This window comes from Kitasatospora sp. NPDC048239, assembly GCF_043202015.1.
Classification (GTDB): Bacteria; Actinomycetota; Actinomycetes; order Streptomycetales; family Streptomycetaceae; genus Kitasatospora.
On sequence record NZ_JBICZP010000006.1, the window covers coordinates 83441 to 97663 of the forward strand.

General features: G+C 71.4%; 9 protein-coding genes. 7 read left to right on the plus strand and 2 right to left on the minus strand.

Annotation, left to right across the window (positions count from 1 at the left end; genetic code table 11):
- Positions 1 to 179: 179 nt before the first annotated feature.
- The 7 genes from ACGFZP_RS17990 to ACGFZP_RS18020 all read left to right on the plus strand — a co-directional run bounded on the left by ACGFZP_RS17990 (position 180) and on the right by ACGFZP_RS18020 (position 11116).
- Positions 180 to 1931 carry an ABC transporter substrate-binding protein gene (locus ACGFZP_RS17990; RefSeq protein ID WP_392933684.1) on the plus strand — a complete coding sequence of 584 codons (1752 nt, stop codon included), beginning with the start codon at positions 180 to 182 and terminating at the stop codon, positions 1929 to 1931.
- Positions 1932 to 1944: 13 nt separating this feature from the next.
- Complete coding sequence (locus ACGFZP_RS17995) at positions 1945 to 2904, plus strand: ABC transporter permease (RefSeq protein WP_392933686.1); 960 nt, start codon at positions 1945 to 1947, stop codon at positions 2902 to 2904.
- A complete protein-coding gene (locus ACGFZP_RS18000; protein ID WP_392933688.1) occupies positions 2901 to 3887 on the plus strand; it encodes an ABC transporter permease in 987 nt (328 codons plus the stop codon). The genes ACGFZP_RS17995 and ACGFZP_RS18000 overlap by 4 nt, the downstream gene beginning before the upstream one ends.
- Positions 3888 to 3889: 2 nt before the next feature.
- On the plus strand, positions 3890 to 4921 hold the full coding sequence (locus ACGFZP_RS18005; protein WP_392933690.1) for an ABC transporter ATP-binding protein: 1032 nt from the start codon (positions 3890 to 3892) through the stop codon (positions 4919 to 4921).
- Positions 4918 to 5895, plus strand: coding sequence for an ABC transporter ATP-binding protein (locus ACGFZP_RS18010; RefSeq protein ID WP_392933691.1), 978 nt, complete (start codon positions 4918 to 4920; stop codon positions 5893 to 5895). Before ACGFZP_RS18005 ends, ACGFZP_RS18010 begins: the two co-directional genes overlap by 4 nt.
- Before the next feature lie 172 nt (positions 5896 to 6067).
- Positions 6068 to 8515, plus strand: a complete 2448-nt coding sequence (locus ACGFZP_RS18015; protein ID WP_392933693.1) for a collagenase — start codon at positions 6068 to 6070, stop codon at positions 8513 to 8515.
- A gap of 237 nt (positions 8516 to 8752) precedes the next feature.
- Positions 8753 to 11116: a collagenase gene (locus ACGFZP_RS18020; protein WP_392933696.1), complete on the plus strand. Its 2364-nt coding sequence runs from the start codon at positions 8753 to 8755 to the stop codon at positions 11114 to 11116.
- 127 nt (positions 11117 to 11243) lie between these two features.
- Here the strand turns inward: ACGFZP_RS18020 and ACGFZP_RS18025 are convergent, their stop codons facing one another.
- The gene (locus ACGFZP_RS18025; protein WP_392933698.1) at positions 11244 to 13610 is read right to left on the minus strand and encodes an immune inhibitor A domain-containing protein; all 2367 of its coding nucleotides are present in this window, start codon (positions 13608 to 13610) and stop codon (positions 11244 to 11246) included.
- A gap of 206 nt (positions 13611 to 13816) precedes the next feature.
- Positions 13817 to 14194 (minus strand): DUF2568 domain-containing protein, encoded by a 378-nt coding sequence (locus ACGFZP_RS18030; protein WP_392933701.1) that lies wholly within the window; start codon positions 14192 to 14194, stop codon positions 13817 to 13819.
- Between the last annotated feature and the right edge of the window lie 29 nt (positions 14195 to 14223).

A 14223-nucleotide genomic window follows, 5' to 3' on the forward strand; every position in this document is an offset into this window, starting at 1 on the left:
GGACACAGGTCGGTAACGGGAGCCGCCACCTCTTGTGCAGTGCAATTTCACATTACTATGTTACGGGTCACACCGTGGAGCGGCTAGACCCCTGAAGTCGCCCTCCCGGTCTGGCCCCGGACCTGCCCCGGGGCGAGTCACGGGCCTTCACCTCCGGCCCCCCCATTGCGGAGTTGCACATGACCAGGCGCACCCACGCCGCCCTCGCGGCGGCCATCGCAGCCACACTGACCCTCGGCCTCGGGGCCTGCAGCAACGACAAGAGCGACACCGGCGGGGACGCCGCGCCGAGCGCCACCAAGGGCCCGGGCGCCGAGACCGGGACGATCATCGGCGGCACGCCGGTCAAGGGCGGCACCCTCACCGTGCTGACCAACCAGGACTTCGCGCACCTCGACCCGGCCCGCAACTGGACGCTGCCGCACATGGACTTCGGCACCCGCCTGATCTACCGCACCCTGGTCACCTTCAAGGCCGAGCCGGGCGCCGCCGGAAGCGAGATCGTACCGGACCTCGCCACGGACACCGGCCGCCCGTCGGACGGCGGGAAGACCTGGACCTTCACCCTGAAGGACGGGCTCAAGTACGAGGACGGCAGCCCGATCAAGTCCGCCGACATCAAGTACAACGTCGAGCGCTCGTTCTCCCCCGACCTCACCGGCGGCCCCGACTACGCCGCCCAGTACCTGGCCGGCGGCGAGAACTACAAGGGCCCGCTGACCGGCGAGCACCTGTCGAGCATCGAGACGCCGGACGACAAGACCATCGTCTTCCGCCTCAAGCGCCCGGTCGCCGAGTTCGCCTACACCGCGACCCTGCCGACGTTCTCCCCGGTGCCGCAGGCCCAGGAGAAGGGCACCCAGTACGACATCCGGCCGTTCTCCTCCGGCCCGTACAAGATCGAGACCTACGACCGCGGCAAGCAGCTGGTGCTGGTCCGCAACACCAACTGGGACCCCGCCGGCGACCCGGTCCGCAAGGCCTACCCCGACAAGATCGTGGTGACCCAGGGCCTCAAGGGCGGCCAGGTCGACGACCGCATCATCGCCAGCGACGGCGCCGACGCCTCCGCCATCGAGATGCCGTGGATGCGCCCCGAGTCCGTGCCGAAGGTGCTGCCCAAGGCGGACGTCAAGGCCCGCATGGTGGCCGAGCGCACCGGCTGTACCGACAGCCTCTACCTGAACACCTCCAAGGCGCCCTTCGACGACCCGAAGGTCCGCGAGGCGATGATGTACGCCGTCGACAAGGAGGCCCAGGTCACCGCGTTCGGCGGCCCCGCGATGGCCGACGTCGCCACCTCCTTCCTGCCGCCGTCGCTGAACGGCGGCACCAAGGCCGACCCGCTGAAGATCCCCGCCGCCGGCGACCCGGAGAAGGCCAAGGCCATGCTGAAGGCGGCCGGCAAGTCCGACCTCAAGCTCTCGCTCACCGTCTCGCTCGGTGACAAGACCCGCGGCGAGGCCATCCAGCAGTCGCTGAGCAAGGCCGGCATCCAGGTCACCGTCAACACCGTCGACCCGTCGGCCTTCACCGACACCCTCGGCGACACCAAGAACGCCCCTGAGCTGACCATCAACGGCTGGTGCCCGGACTACCCGTCCGCCGCGACCTTCTTCCCGTTCCTGTTCGACGGCCGGACCATCAAGGAGAAGGGCAACCAGGGCAACTACAGCCAGTTCCGCGACCAGGCCACGATGGACCGGATGGACCAGATCGCGGCCATGACGGACGTCAACGAGGCCAACAAGGCCTGGGCGCAGCTGGACGAGGACCTGATGAAGAAGGCCCCGGCCGTCCCGCTGATGTGGCAGCGCCGCCCGTTGCTGGCCGGCACCAACGTGGCCGGCGCGTTCGGCAACTCCGGCTACGCCGGCATGATCGACATGGCCGTGATCGGCCTCAAGGACCCCTCGAAGAGCCAGGGCTGAGGGATCTTTCGCCATGAGTAGTACTTCCACTGAGCCCGCCGCCGCGCCCGTCGCGGCGGCGGGCCCCGAGAAGGCCGGGCGCGGGCCCTGGCGGTTGGTCTGGGACCAGCTCTGGGCCCGCGGTTCGGCCCGGTTCGGCCTGATCACCGTCGGCGTCCTGGTGCTGATGGCGGCCCTGGCCGGTCCGCTGAGCGCGCTCGGCGGCTGGTCCCCCGAGGAGTTCGACAAGCGGGCCATCGACCCGTACCTGGGCGGCGTGCCCATCGGCGACTTCGGCGGCATCGGCGCCCGGCACTGGCTCGGCGTCGAGCCGGTCACCGGCCGCGACCTGTTCGCCCGGGTCCTGCACGGCGGCCAGGTGTCGCTGATCATCGCCTTCACCGCCACCGCCGTGGTCGTGGTCTCCGGCACCCTGGCCGGCATCGCGTCCGGCTACTTCGGCGGCCGCGTCGACACCGTGCTGTCCCGGCTGATGGACCTCACGATGTCGTTCCCGTCGCTGATCTTCATGATCGCGATGATGTCGGTGGCCAAGGACGTCAACCGGATCCTGCTGATGACCCTGGTGATCGGCGTGTTCGGCTGGCCCGGCATCGCCCGGGTGGTCCGCGGCCAGACCCTCTCGCTCAAGCACCGCGAGTACGTCGAGGCCGCCAAGGTCGGCGGCGCGCGCTCCTGGCGCATCCTCACCCGGGAGATCCTGCCGAACGTCTCCGGCCCGATCATCGCGTACACCACGCTGCTGATCCCCGGCATGATCGCCACCGAGGCGGCCCTGTCCTACCTCGGCGTAGGCGTCCGCCCGCCCACGGCCTCCTGGGGCCAGATGATCGCCGAGTCCATCGTGCACTACGAGATCGACCCGACGTACTTCCTGATCCCGACGGCCTTCCTCTTCATCGCCGTGCTCGCCTTCACCCTGCTCGGCGACGCGCTGCGGGACATCCTCGACCCCCGGGGAGGCCGGTCGTGATCCTCTTCCTCGGCCGCAGACTGCTCGGCGTGGCCGGCATCCTGCTGGCCATCTGCGCCATCACCTTCACCATCTTCTACCTGCTGCCGAACGACCCGGCCGCGGCCGCCTGCGGCAAGACCTGCAGCCCCGAGCGGCTCGCCGAGGTCAAGGCCGCGATGGGCCTCGACGCGCCGATCTGGGAGCAGTTCGGCTCCTACCTCTCCGGCATCGTGGCCGGCCGCGACTACGGCAGCGGCCTGAGCGCCGTCCACTGCGGCTTCCCCTGCCTCGGCTACTCCTACGAGTACTCGCTGCCGGTCTGGGACCTGCTCGTCGACCGCCTGCCGGTCTCCGTGTCGCTCGCCCTCGGCGCGTCCGTGCTCTGGCTGCTGCTCGGCCTCGGCGCCGGCGTCACCTCGGCGCTGCGCAAGGGCAGCCTCACCGACCGCACGCTGATGGTGCTCTCGGTCGGCACCGCCTCGCTGCCGGTCTACTTCACCTCGATCATGCTGATCTGGGGCGTCGTCCGGACCGCCGGCCTGCTGCCCTACCCCGCGTACCACGACTTCACCGACGGCCCGGTCGCCTGGGCGTCCAACCTGCTGCTGCCCTGGACCGCCCTGGCCCTGCTGTACGCGGCCATGTACGCCCGGCAGAGCCGCAACTCGATGATCGAGGCGATGGCCGAGCCGTACATCCGCACGGCCCGGGCCAAGGGGCTGCCGTCCCGGACCGTCACCGTCAAGCACGGGCTGCGCTCCGGCATGACGCCGATCCTCACCATCTTCGGCATGGACCTCGGCGGCCTGCTGGCCGGCGCCGTCATCACCGAGTCCATCTTCGGCCTGCCCGGCATCGGACGGCTCTTCTACGACGGCCTGCTCCGCTCCGACCAGCCCGTCATCCTCGGCGTCACCCTGCTCGCGGCCTTCTTCATCGTCGCCGCGAACCTGCTGGTCGACGTGCTCTACGCATACGTCGACCCGAGAGTGAGGTACTGACCATGGGCGAGCGAAGCGAGCTCATCGGAGGGCACGGCGCTCTTCTGGAGGTCGACGACCTCAGGGTCGCGTTCAACACCCCGCGCGGCACCGTCCAGGCCGTCGACGGCATCAGCTTCGCCGTCGAGGCCGGCCGCACCCTCGGCCTGGTCGGCGAGTCCGGCAGCGGCAAGTCCGTCACCTCGCTGGCCGTCATGGGCCTGCACCGCGGCGCCAGCGTCACCGGCTCGATCAGGCTGAACGGCCAGGAGCTCAACGGCCTGGGCGAGCGGGAGCTCGGCACCGTCCGGGGCCGGCGGATCGCCATGATCTTCCAGGACCCGCTCTCCAGCCTGCACCCCTTCTACACCGTCGGCGAGCAGATCGCCGAGCACTACCGGATCCACTTCAAGGCCTCCCGCAAGGCGGGCCGCCAGCGCGCGATCGAGATGCTCGGCGAGGTCGGCATCCCCGAACCCGCCCGCCGGGTGGACGAGTACCCGCACCAGTTCTCCGGCGGCATGCGCCAGCGCGTGATGATCGCCATGGCCCTCGCCTGCGAGCCGGACCTGCTGATCGCCGACGAGCCCACCACCGCTCTCGACGTCACCGTCCAGGCCCAGATCCTCGACCTGATCGCCAAGATCCAACAGGACCGCGGCCTCGGCGTCGTGATGATCACCCACGACCTCGGCGTGGTCGCCCGGGTCGCCCACGAGGTGATGGTCATGTACGGCGGTCGCGCCGCCGAACAGGCCCCCGTGGAAAGGCTGTTCGGCGCACCCGCGCACCCGTACACCCGCGGGCTGCTCGACTCGCTGCCCCGCCTCGACGACACCGACGACGCCCCGCTGCGGGCCATCCCCGGCAGCCCGCCGTCGCTGATCAACCCCTCCCCGGGCTGCTCCTTCGCCCCGCGCTGCGCCCGCACCACCGCCGCCACCGCACCGGAGCACGCCCGCTGCCTCGCCGAGCGCCCGCAGTTCGGGCCGCTCTCCACCGGCCACCAGGCCGCCTGCCATCTGCCGCTGGTGGCGGAAGGAGCCCTCGGATGACCGAGCCCCTGCTGTCCGTCCGGGACCTGGTCAAGACCTTCCCCGGACGGCGGTCCCGCACCGGCCGGCCCGGCGCGCCCGTCCGGGCCGTCGACGGCGTCAGCTTCGACGTCGGCGCCGGCGAGACCCTCGGCCTGGTCGGCGAGTCCGGCTGCGGCAAGTCCACCACCGGGCGCATGGTCGTCCGGCTGATCGACCCGACCTCCGGCACCGTCGACTTCGACGGCACCGAGATCGGCGGCCTGACCCAGGCCCAGCTGCGCCCGCACCGCCGGGACCTGCAGATGGTGTTCCAGGACCCGTACTCCTCGCTCAACCCCCGGCAGACGGTGGCCCGGATCATCTCCGAGCCGCTGCTGGTCCAGGGCACCGGCGCGGCCGACGCGCGCAAGCGGGCGGCGGAGCTGATGGAGCTGGTCGGGCTGATCCCCGAGCACCTGGACCGCTACCCGCACGAGTTCTCCGGCGGCCAGGCGCAGCGGATCGGCATCGCCCGCTCGCTGGCCACCTCCCCGCGGCTGGTGGTCGCCGACGAGCCGGTCTCCGCGCTGGACGTCTCCATCCAGGCCCAGGTGGTCAACCTGATGGAGCGCCTGCAGAAGGAGCTCGGCCTGGCGTACATCTTCATCGCCCACGACCTCTCGGTGGTCAAGCGGGTCTGCGACCGGGTCGCGGTGATGTACCTCGGCCGGATCGTCGAGATCGGCGACAAGGCGGAGGTCTACGGCAACCCGGCCCACCCCTACACCCGGGCGCTGCTCTCCGCCGTGCCGCTGCCCGACCCGGCGGCGGAGCGGGCCAGGGAGCGGATCGTGCTGCTCGGCGACCCGCCGAGTCCGGCGAACCCGCCGAGCGGGTGCAGCTTCCACCCGCGCTGCCCGAAGGTGCAGGACGTCTGCCGCACCGAGCGGCCGCTGCTGCAGATCGCCGGGCCGGGCACCCGGGAGGCGGCCTGCCACTTCCCGGAGGCCTAGTCCTTCGGGCCCGCCTGCCGCTGTACCGCCGGCACCCCACGCCCGGCGGTACAGCCCCAGGTGTGCCCGACGGGCGCAACACCCGCCAGAGGTCGCACCCCACACCGCGCCCTTTCGCGTGTGCACAGGTACACCGCTCCACCCCCCACACCTCCACATCCCAGGAGCACTGGTGTCAACTTCCCGTACCGGCCGAAGAGTTCTGCTCGCGGCCGCGATGGCCGCCACCCTCACGCTGCCGCTCGTCCAGAGCGCGCAGGCGTTCGGTGCCGCGCAGCCGGCCGTCGGCACCCAGTCCCTCGGCACCCAGTCCGTCGGCGCCCAGTCCGCCGGCGCGCCGTCCACGGGTACGCCGTCCACCGGCTCGCCGTCCGCCGCCGGGACCTTCGACGGCGCCCGGACCGGCTACGACGAGGTGGACCGCCTGGGCGACGCCGTCGCCAGGGCCGGCACCGCCGCCCCCGCGCCCGGCGGCGGTTCGCTCGGCGACGCGCTCGTCCCCGGCCTGCTGCCCGACCACGTCGGGGCGCCCGCCCCGACGGCGGACGGCCCGGCCACCGCCACCGCCGCCGCGCCGGCCACCACGGCCGCCGGGGTGCCCTGCACGCTCGACGGCATGACCGGCCTCGGGCCGGCGCAGCTGGCCGACTTCCTGACCGACCCGGCGGTGAGCGCCGACGGCTGTCTGACCTCCCTCCTGTGGACCTGGGACGCCCGCTTCGCCACCACCATGGACGACGCCCACGTGGCTGCGGTCGCCGACCGGATCACCCGGCTCGCGGCCGCGGACGACGGCACCGGCGCCTCGCACCTGTACGAGCTGTGGACCTTCCTGCACGCCACCGTCTACCACGACTACAGCCGCGGCGAGATCGACGTCACCGACGCGCCCACCCTGGCGGCGATCCAGCGGGCGATCGAGGCGTACACCGGCAGCGCCCACGCCTTCGACGTCACCGACCGCGCCGCGGCGACGATCCGGGAGCTGGCCATCACGGCCGGCAGCTTCGGCCTGCGCCAGCACAACCTCCAGGTGGCGAGCCGGATCCTGGCCGTCCTCGCCCCGGGCACCACCGTCGCCGACAACGTCCTGTGGGGCAAGGCCGCGCTCGCCGCGCTCAACCTGAACTACCTGGGCATCCGCGACCAGGACCCGGCGTTCACGGCGGCCGTGGCTGCGGACGGCGGCTACCGCACGTCCTTCCGGGCCTTCGCCTCCTACGGCCACCTCAAGGGTACCAAGAACGCCTGGGTGGCCCGCGACGCGATGGCCGAGGCCGGCCGCTTCGGCCAGATAGCCCAGCTCCGGGACGGCGTCACCGTCGAGCTCGGCCCGCTGCTCGACGCGGCGAAGACGGCCTTCGGCGAGTTCTCCGACCCGTGGGTGAAGCTCATCGGCTGGGCCGCCTACTACAACGTCTGCGCGCAGTACGGCGTCTGCACCGACCAGCTCGAGGCGCGGATCTTCCCCAACACCTACCGCTACGACAACGGCGCGATCGAGGTCCGCACGGCCCTCGACAAGGCCACCGTCGACCAGATGTACTACGCCAGCAAGCAGGTGAAGAGCCAGTACTTCCGGGTGCTGGGCACCGATGTGCCGCTGGCCGGGGACGTCAACTCCACGCTGCACATCCACCTCTACGCCTCGCGCGCCGACTACGAGGTGTACCAGCCGGTGCTCACCGGCTACTCCACCGCCAACGGCGGCATGTACATCGAGCGCGGCGCCACCTTCTACACCTACCAGCGCAGGGTGCCGCAGGACTCCCAGCTCACGCTGGAGGAGCTGTTCCGGCACGAGTACGTGCACTACCTCAACGGCCGCTGGGCGACGCCCGGTTACTTCAGCGAGCCGCGCTGGTACGCGGGCGACAAGACCACCGCGATGGACGAGGGCACGGCCGAGTTCTTCGACGGCGCCACCCGCGACCAGGGCATCCTGGTGCGGAGGTCGCTGGTCGCCAAGCTCGCCGCCGACGAGGCCAAGGGCCTGCCGCGGATGACCGTCAACGAGCTGATCCACGCCACGTACACGGACACCCCGGCGTTCCACTTCTACAACTACGCCGGCACGTTCTTCGAGTTCCTGTGGCAGCAGCACCCCTCGCTGATCCGCGAGATGTACGGCTACCAGCGGGCCGACGACCCGGCCGGCTTCGACGCCTGGCGCAACCGGGTCGGCGCGGACGCCGCGCTCCAGGCGCAGTACAGCGCCTTCCTGGACGCCCAGATCGCCGCGGTGAACAGCCTGTACGTGCCGCAGACGGCCTTCACGCCGAACGGCTCGCTGAAGTACGCGTACGCCTCCGAGGTGCAGTCCGCCTTCGCGCTGGCCACCTCCAACACGCCGAACTGCAAGGACAACGGCGACTGGGACAACAAGCCGATGCGCTTCGTCTGCACCGGCCGGATCACCGCCAACCTGTCCGACGCGGGCAGCCAGGACAAGGTCTTCAAGGACATGTCCGGCACGGTCGACTACTTCATCCTCACCAGGACCAAGGACGTCGCCAACAACTTCAACGACATGAACTGCACCTTCGGCAAGGTCGACGTCTGGCCCTCGGGCACGGCGGGCACCGCCGACTACACCTGCGAGGGCCCGCTGCGGCGGTAGACCCCGCTCCCCAAGACCCCCGTACGGGCCTGCCGTTCAACCGCTTCCGCGGTGGGCCCGTACGGGCCTGATCCGGCCGTTCCTTCCACCCGGCCGGCCCCGCCCGGGCGCGCACCTCTCCCCGCCGCGCCCGGGCCCGGTCCCTCGTGCCCGCCCGCCTCCACAATCCCCACGGGTCGGTACGGGGTTCCTGCACGACACCAACTGCCCATCACCCCACACTCGCAGGAGTCATTGGTGTCTTCCACGCGACGCATGCGCACCACCATGCTCTCGATCGCACTCGCCGCAACCCTGGCCGCGCCGCTCGTCCAGAGCGCGCAGGCGGCCGGCAACCCCGCCGCCGCTGCCGCCGGCGCCGCCTCCGCCGCCACCCCGGGCGGGGCCTTCGGCCAGGCCGCGTACGGCCCCGACGGCGAGGTGGCCCACCAGGCCGCCGCGCCGGCCGGCGCCTTCTCGGCCGGTCCCGGCGGCTGGCCCGGCGCCGCGGCCCTCCAGCCGACCACCGCCGCGCCGCAGGCCGCGGCGCCGGCCGGCACGGCGCCGGTCGCCGCCGCCGCGGACCAGGCCGCACCCTGCACCGTCGAGCGGTTCAGCGCACTCACCCCGGGTGAGCTGGCCGACTTCCTCGCCGACCGCCGGCACCCGTACCAGGAGTGCCTGCTGCCGCTGCTGACCAGCTGGGACGCGCGGTTCGCCAAGGTGATGACCGGCGCCCACGTCCGGGCGGTGGCCGACCGGATCAGCGATCTGGCGCCGTCCTTCGACAGCGCCGACAACCTGAACCAGAGGGAACTCTGGTACTTCCTGCACGTCGCGGTGCTGTTCGACTTCTACCACCACGACGTGATCGACATCCGCGACGCCGTGACCACGGCGGCCCTCGACCGGGCGATCGCCCGCTACACCGCCAACCCCAGGGTGTTCGAGCCGACCACCGCCGCGGGCAGCGCGATGGGCGAGCTGCTGCAGACCGGCACCATGCCGACCCTCCGGCTCGGCCGCATCCCCCTGGTCAAGCGGGTCCTCGGGATGTTCGCCCCCGGCAGCGCCGCGGTCGGCGACTACGGCTGGAACTGGGCCGTCCAGAGCGCCCTGCAGCTCAACTTCCAGGGCGTCTACAACGAGGGGGACGACCCGCAGGGGCTGTTCCGGGCCGCCGTGGCCGCCGACACCGGCTACCGCGAGGCCTTCCGGGCGTACGCGGGCTACCGGCACCTCAAGGGCACCGGCAGCGAGTGGGCGGCCGGCGACGCGATGCTGGAGTACGGCCGGTTCAGCACCATCGACGCGCTCAAGTCCGGGCTGCGCGACCAGGCGGGCCAGACCTTCACGCAGGTCACCGATGTCTTCGGCCGGCTCAGCAAGCCCTGGGCCAGCCTCGGCGTGTGGCTCAACGAGATGGGGACCTGCGGCCAGTACAACGTCTGCCGGGCCGACGTCCAGAAGGAGATCCTGCCGAACACGTACAGCTACGACAACGGCGGCCTGATCATCCACACCCCGCTCGACCGGGCCACCGCCGACCAGCTGTACTACGCGACCAAGCAGGTCAAGGCCCAGTTCTTCCGGGTGATCGGGACCGACCGGCCGGTGGCCGACGACCCCAACCCCACCCTGGAAATCCAGCTGTACGGCACCAAGTCCAGCTACATCAACCTGCAGAACCTGCTCTTCGGGATCGGTGACGTCAACAACGGCGGCATGTTCGTGGAGGGCCGTTCCACCTTCTACACCTACCAGCGCACCAGCGAGGAGTCGTACTTCAGCCTGGAGGAGCTGTTCCGGCACGAGTACACCCACTACCTCAACGCCCGCTGGGCCATCCCCGGCCCCGCCAACTCCGCCCGCTGGACCGACGACTCCACCTTCGCCATGAACGAGGGAACCGCCGAGTACTTCGCCGGCTCCACCCGTGACGGGGGCGTCAAGGCACGCAAGATGATGGTCAACCAGATCGCCTCGGTGGAGGGGTACGGCGCCGCCCGTCTGACCATCGCCCAGATCCTCCAGGCCACCTGGGCCTCGCGGGGCTTCACGGTCTACCCGTACGCGGCGACCTTCTTCAACCTGCTGGGCGAGAAGCACCCCGACCAGCTGGCCGAGATGTACCGCCTCATGCGGGCCGACGACCGTGCCGGCTACGACGCCTGGCGCGACCGCCTGGGCCGGGACGCGGCGCTGCAGCGCGAGTACTCGGCCTTCCTGGACGCGGAGATCCCGCTGGCGGAGAAGCTGCTCGTCCCGGTGACCCGCTACGCCCCGAACGGCTCGCTCCAGTACGCCTACGCCTCCGAGGTGCAGGCCGCGCTGGCCGCGGCCACGTCCAACTCGCCGACCTGCAAGGACAACGGCGACTGGAACAACAAGATGCGCTTCACCTGCACGGGCCGCATCACGGCCAACCTCACCAACGCGGCCGATGCGGGCCGGGTCCGGGGGGACATGGCCGGCACCGTCGACTACTTCCTGCTCGGTCGCGGCGGCGCGGCGGCCAACAACCTGGCCGACATGAACTGCTGGTTCGGCAAGGTCGACGTCTGGCCCTCCGGCCAGGCCGGCACCGCCGACTACACCTGTGAGGGCCCGCTGCGGCGGTAGTCCTCCCACCGACCCCCGGTCGGGCGCGGCGGGGAACCTCACGAGGGCCGCGCCCGACCGGGACCAAGGCAGAAGGCCTCGGCCCCCGCTCCTGAGCGGGGACCGAGGCCTTCTGCTGCTGCCGGGGTCAGGAGGCCGGGCCGACCCTGACGGTGGTGAGCTGGCCGCCGCGGGTCTCGCGGACCACCTCGATCTTGGTGTTGGTGTCGGGCACCTTCACCCCGAGCTGCGGGGTGGCCGGGTCGCTGTACACGCCGGTGCGGTCGTTGAAGGCCGGGACGGCGGGCTCGGACGGGACCTTCACCGCGACGCCCGCCTTGTGCAGGGTGAACGCCGTGGTGGGCTTGAGCGAGAAGGTCGCGTCGAAGGTCTGCGCGCGGCCGTTGACCAGGGTGCCGTCCTTGAAGCGGATCGGCGCCGGGTGGGCGTCGATCGGCAGGATCAGGCCGCCGCCCAGGTGGTCCTTGGTGTTGTTGTCGCCGTACGCGGTGTCCCAGAGCCAGATGAGCACGCCCTCCTGGTACGGGTAGTTGTCGACGATGTTCTGCTTGCCCTCGACGCCCGAGTACCCGAAGTTGTACGGGCCGGTCTTGAGGAAGGCGCCGTAGCCGGTGTAGCGGCGGTTCTCGACGATGTAGGCCCGCGGGTGCTGCTTGACGGCGGCGCGGCCGGTGATGACCGAGAAGCCGGTGGCCGTCCAGTCGCCCGCGCCGTTCTCGGCGCCGTCGGCGAACAGCTCGGTGTCGCCGGCGGTGATCCGGACGGCGTCGACGAGCACGCCCCGGCCGTGGGTGTTGTTGTCGGAGGTGACGTGGAACCGCAGCCGCACCTGCTGGCCGGCGTAGCCGTCCAGCGGGATGTGCACCTTCCGGTACGTGCCCGAAGTGCCGCTGAAGCCGGGCGTGTTGGCGGCGGTGGTGCCGATCGGGGCGCCGTCGACGGTGCCGCCGAGGGCCTTCCAGGTCTTGCCCTCGTCGGTGGAGGCCTCGACGGTCAGGAAGTCGTAGTCCTGCTCGATGTCGTACCAGGCGGCGGCGTCGAGCGCGGCCGGGCCGCTCACCGACCGCAGGTCGACGGTGCGGGCCAGCGCGTTGTCCAGGTTGTCGCCGGTGTCGCTCCACCACTGCCGGCCGCCCTGGAACGGGTCGGCGAGGTCGGTCGTGGTGGTGCTGTCCGGCAGGTGGACCAGGACAGCCTGGGCCTGGTCGGTGTTGTAGCTGCTGACCCCGAGCGCGTGGCTGGAGCGGGTCGCGGCCTGCGCCTCGTCGTAGTTGAGCCAGCCGAACTGCAGCTTGCTCCAGGCGTCGAGGTCGCCCGGGTAGGCGCCGGTGGTGTTCTTCTCCTTGCCCAGGTACGAGCCGGAGGACATCAGCGACCAGAAGTTGACGCTGTTGTCGCCGCCGCTGGTGCTGTACAGGTCGGGCAGGCCGAGGTTGTGGCCGAACTCGTGGGCGAACAGGCCGACGCCGCTGTTCTCGCCGCCCTGGACGTAGTCGTAGACGTACAGGCCGGTGTCGCCGACCGGCGCGCCGCCGATCTTGTTGCCGGCCGGACCGGTCTGCCCGGACGCGTCCGGGAAGGCCCAGCTGCGGTGCGCCCACAGGGCGTCGGCGCCCTGGGCGCCACCGCCCCACGTCTCGTCGATACCGGCGTGCACGACGACGACGTTGTCCAGGTAGCCGTCCGGCTGGTTGAACTCGCCGTCCTTGTCGTGGTCGTAGCGGTCGTAGACGTCGTACTGGGCCAGCTCGGCCTTGACGTCCGCGGCGGAGCGGCCCTTGGCGACCTCGCCGTCGTACCAGGCCTTGACCGCGTCCCGGATGAACTCCTGCCCCTGGGTCCAGGCGCCGGAGCCCTGCGGGCCCTTGTTGCTGCCGTACCGGGCCTCGTTGTACGGCAGGGTCACCCAGTTGCTGACGGTGCCCTCGACGTCGTACCGGCCGGAGGACTGGGTGCGGTAGTAGTTGCGCATCGACACGGCGCCGGGCCGGTCGTCGAAGAACAGCTGCTGGTAGTAGTCCCGGCTGAAGTCCTTGCTCCAGAGCGTGTGGTTGTCGCTCTTGTCGGGCTTGGGGATGGTGTTGGCGCGCGGGCCGGGAGTGCCGCCGTAGCGGGGCTGGCCGTTGTAGAGGGTGGAGTTGTCCACCTCGTCGCCGAACTGGGCGAGGATGACGAAGACCTTGTCCTTGCGCTGCTGCGCGAGCTGGACGTAGTCGTTGCCGACCTTCACCTTGGCGGGCGCCCGCTTGTCGGAGGTCTTGGCGACCGCGCCCTTGTTGAGCTGCTCCAGGGCCTTGGTGCGCAGCGACTGGCGCTCGCGCTCCTGGGGGGCGAGCGGGCCGGGCGGGGCTTCGGCGCCGCCCTCCTCCGCGCTCTGGGCCGCGATGGTGGCGGCGGGGGAGGGGGGTGCGGCCTGGGCGGGGGTGCCGAGGAGGGTGGCCGCTATCGCGCTCGTGGTGAGCGCTGCCGCGAGTACCGCGGACAGTCTGCGCAACTGACCGGTCCTTTCGGGGAGATGGGGGTGACCGGATGGGCGCAGGTAATATTTCACATGTCATGGGTCACATGGAAGAGTGTTGGCGCATCAGTGGGCACGGCAGTGGGTACACCGGTGGGCAAACCGATGGCCGCCCGGTGGGCGCATGCGGAAGGGGCGCCGTGCGGTGGGTCCGCACGACGCCCCTTCCGGAGGCCGGTCCGTCACCTCGCGGTGTACTCCACGGCGACGCTGAGCAGCGCGAGGCCGCCGAACACCAGGCCGGCCGCCGGGTGCCCGGCGGCGTCCAGGGCCAGCGCGCCGAGGGCCAGCACCAGCAGCTTGAGCGCGATCTCGGCGGCCACCGGCAGCCGCACCCTCGGTCCGCCCGCCGCCAGGAACAGCCCCCAGACCAGGACCGCCAGCGCCGGTGCGCCGACGCCCAGCAGCGTCCTGGCCACCGGCCCCGAGCCCGTCCCGAAGCCCCAGAGGGCGAGCGCCGCGAGCAGCCCCAGCTCCAGGGCGAAGGCCAGCGCGCCGTTGGCGACGGTCAGCGGGGTCCACTTCCGTGCGGAGACCGGTCCCGGTCTGGCGATCCTCATCCGTCCTGCCTCCCCCGTCGGGTGCGGCG

Bases quoted from the DNA above. Each gene is read 5' to 3' on its own strand.
- ACGFZP_RS17990 (WP_392933684.1), top strand. From the start codon at position 180: ATGACCAGGCGCACCCACGCCGCCCTCGCGGCGGCCATCGCAGCCACA.
- ACGFZP_RS18030 (WP_392933701.1), bottom strand. From the start codon at position 14,194: ATGAGGATCGCCAGACCGGGACCGGTCTCCGCACGGAAGTGGACCCCG.
- ACGFZP_RS18010 (WP_392933691.1), top strand. From the start codon at position 4,918: ATGACCGAGCCCCTGCTGTCCGTCCGGGACCTGGTCAAGACCTTCCCC.
- ACGFZP_RS17995 (WP_392933686.1), top strand. From the start codon at position 1,945: ATGAGTAGTACTTCCACTGAGCCCGCCGCCGCGCCCGTCGCGGCGGCG.
- ACGFZP_RS18005 (WP_392933690.1), top strand. From the start codon at position 3,890: ATGGGCGAGCGAAGCGAGCTCATCGGAGGGCACGGCGCTCTTCTGGAG.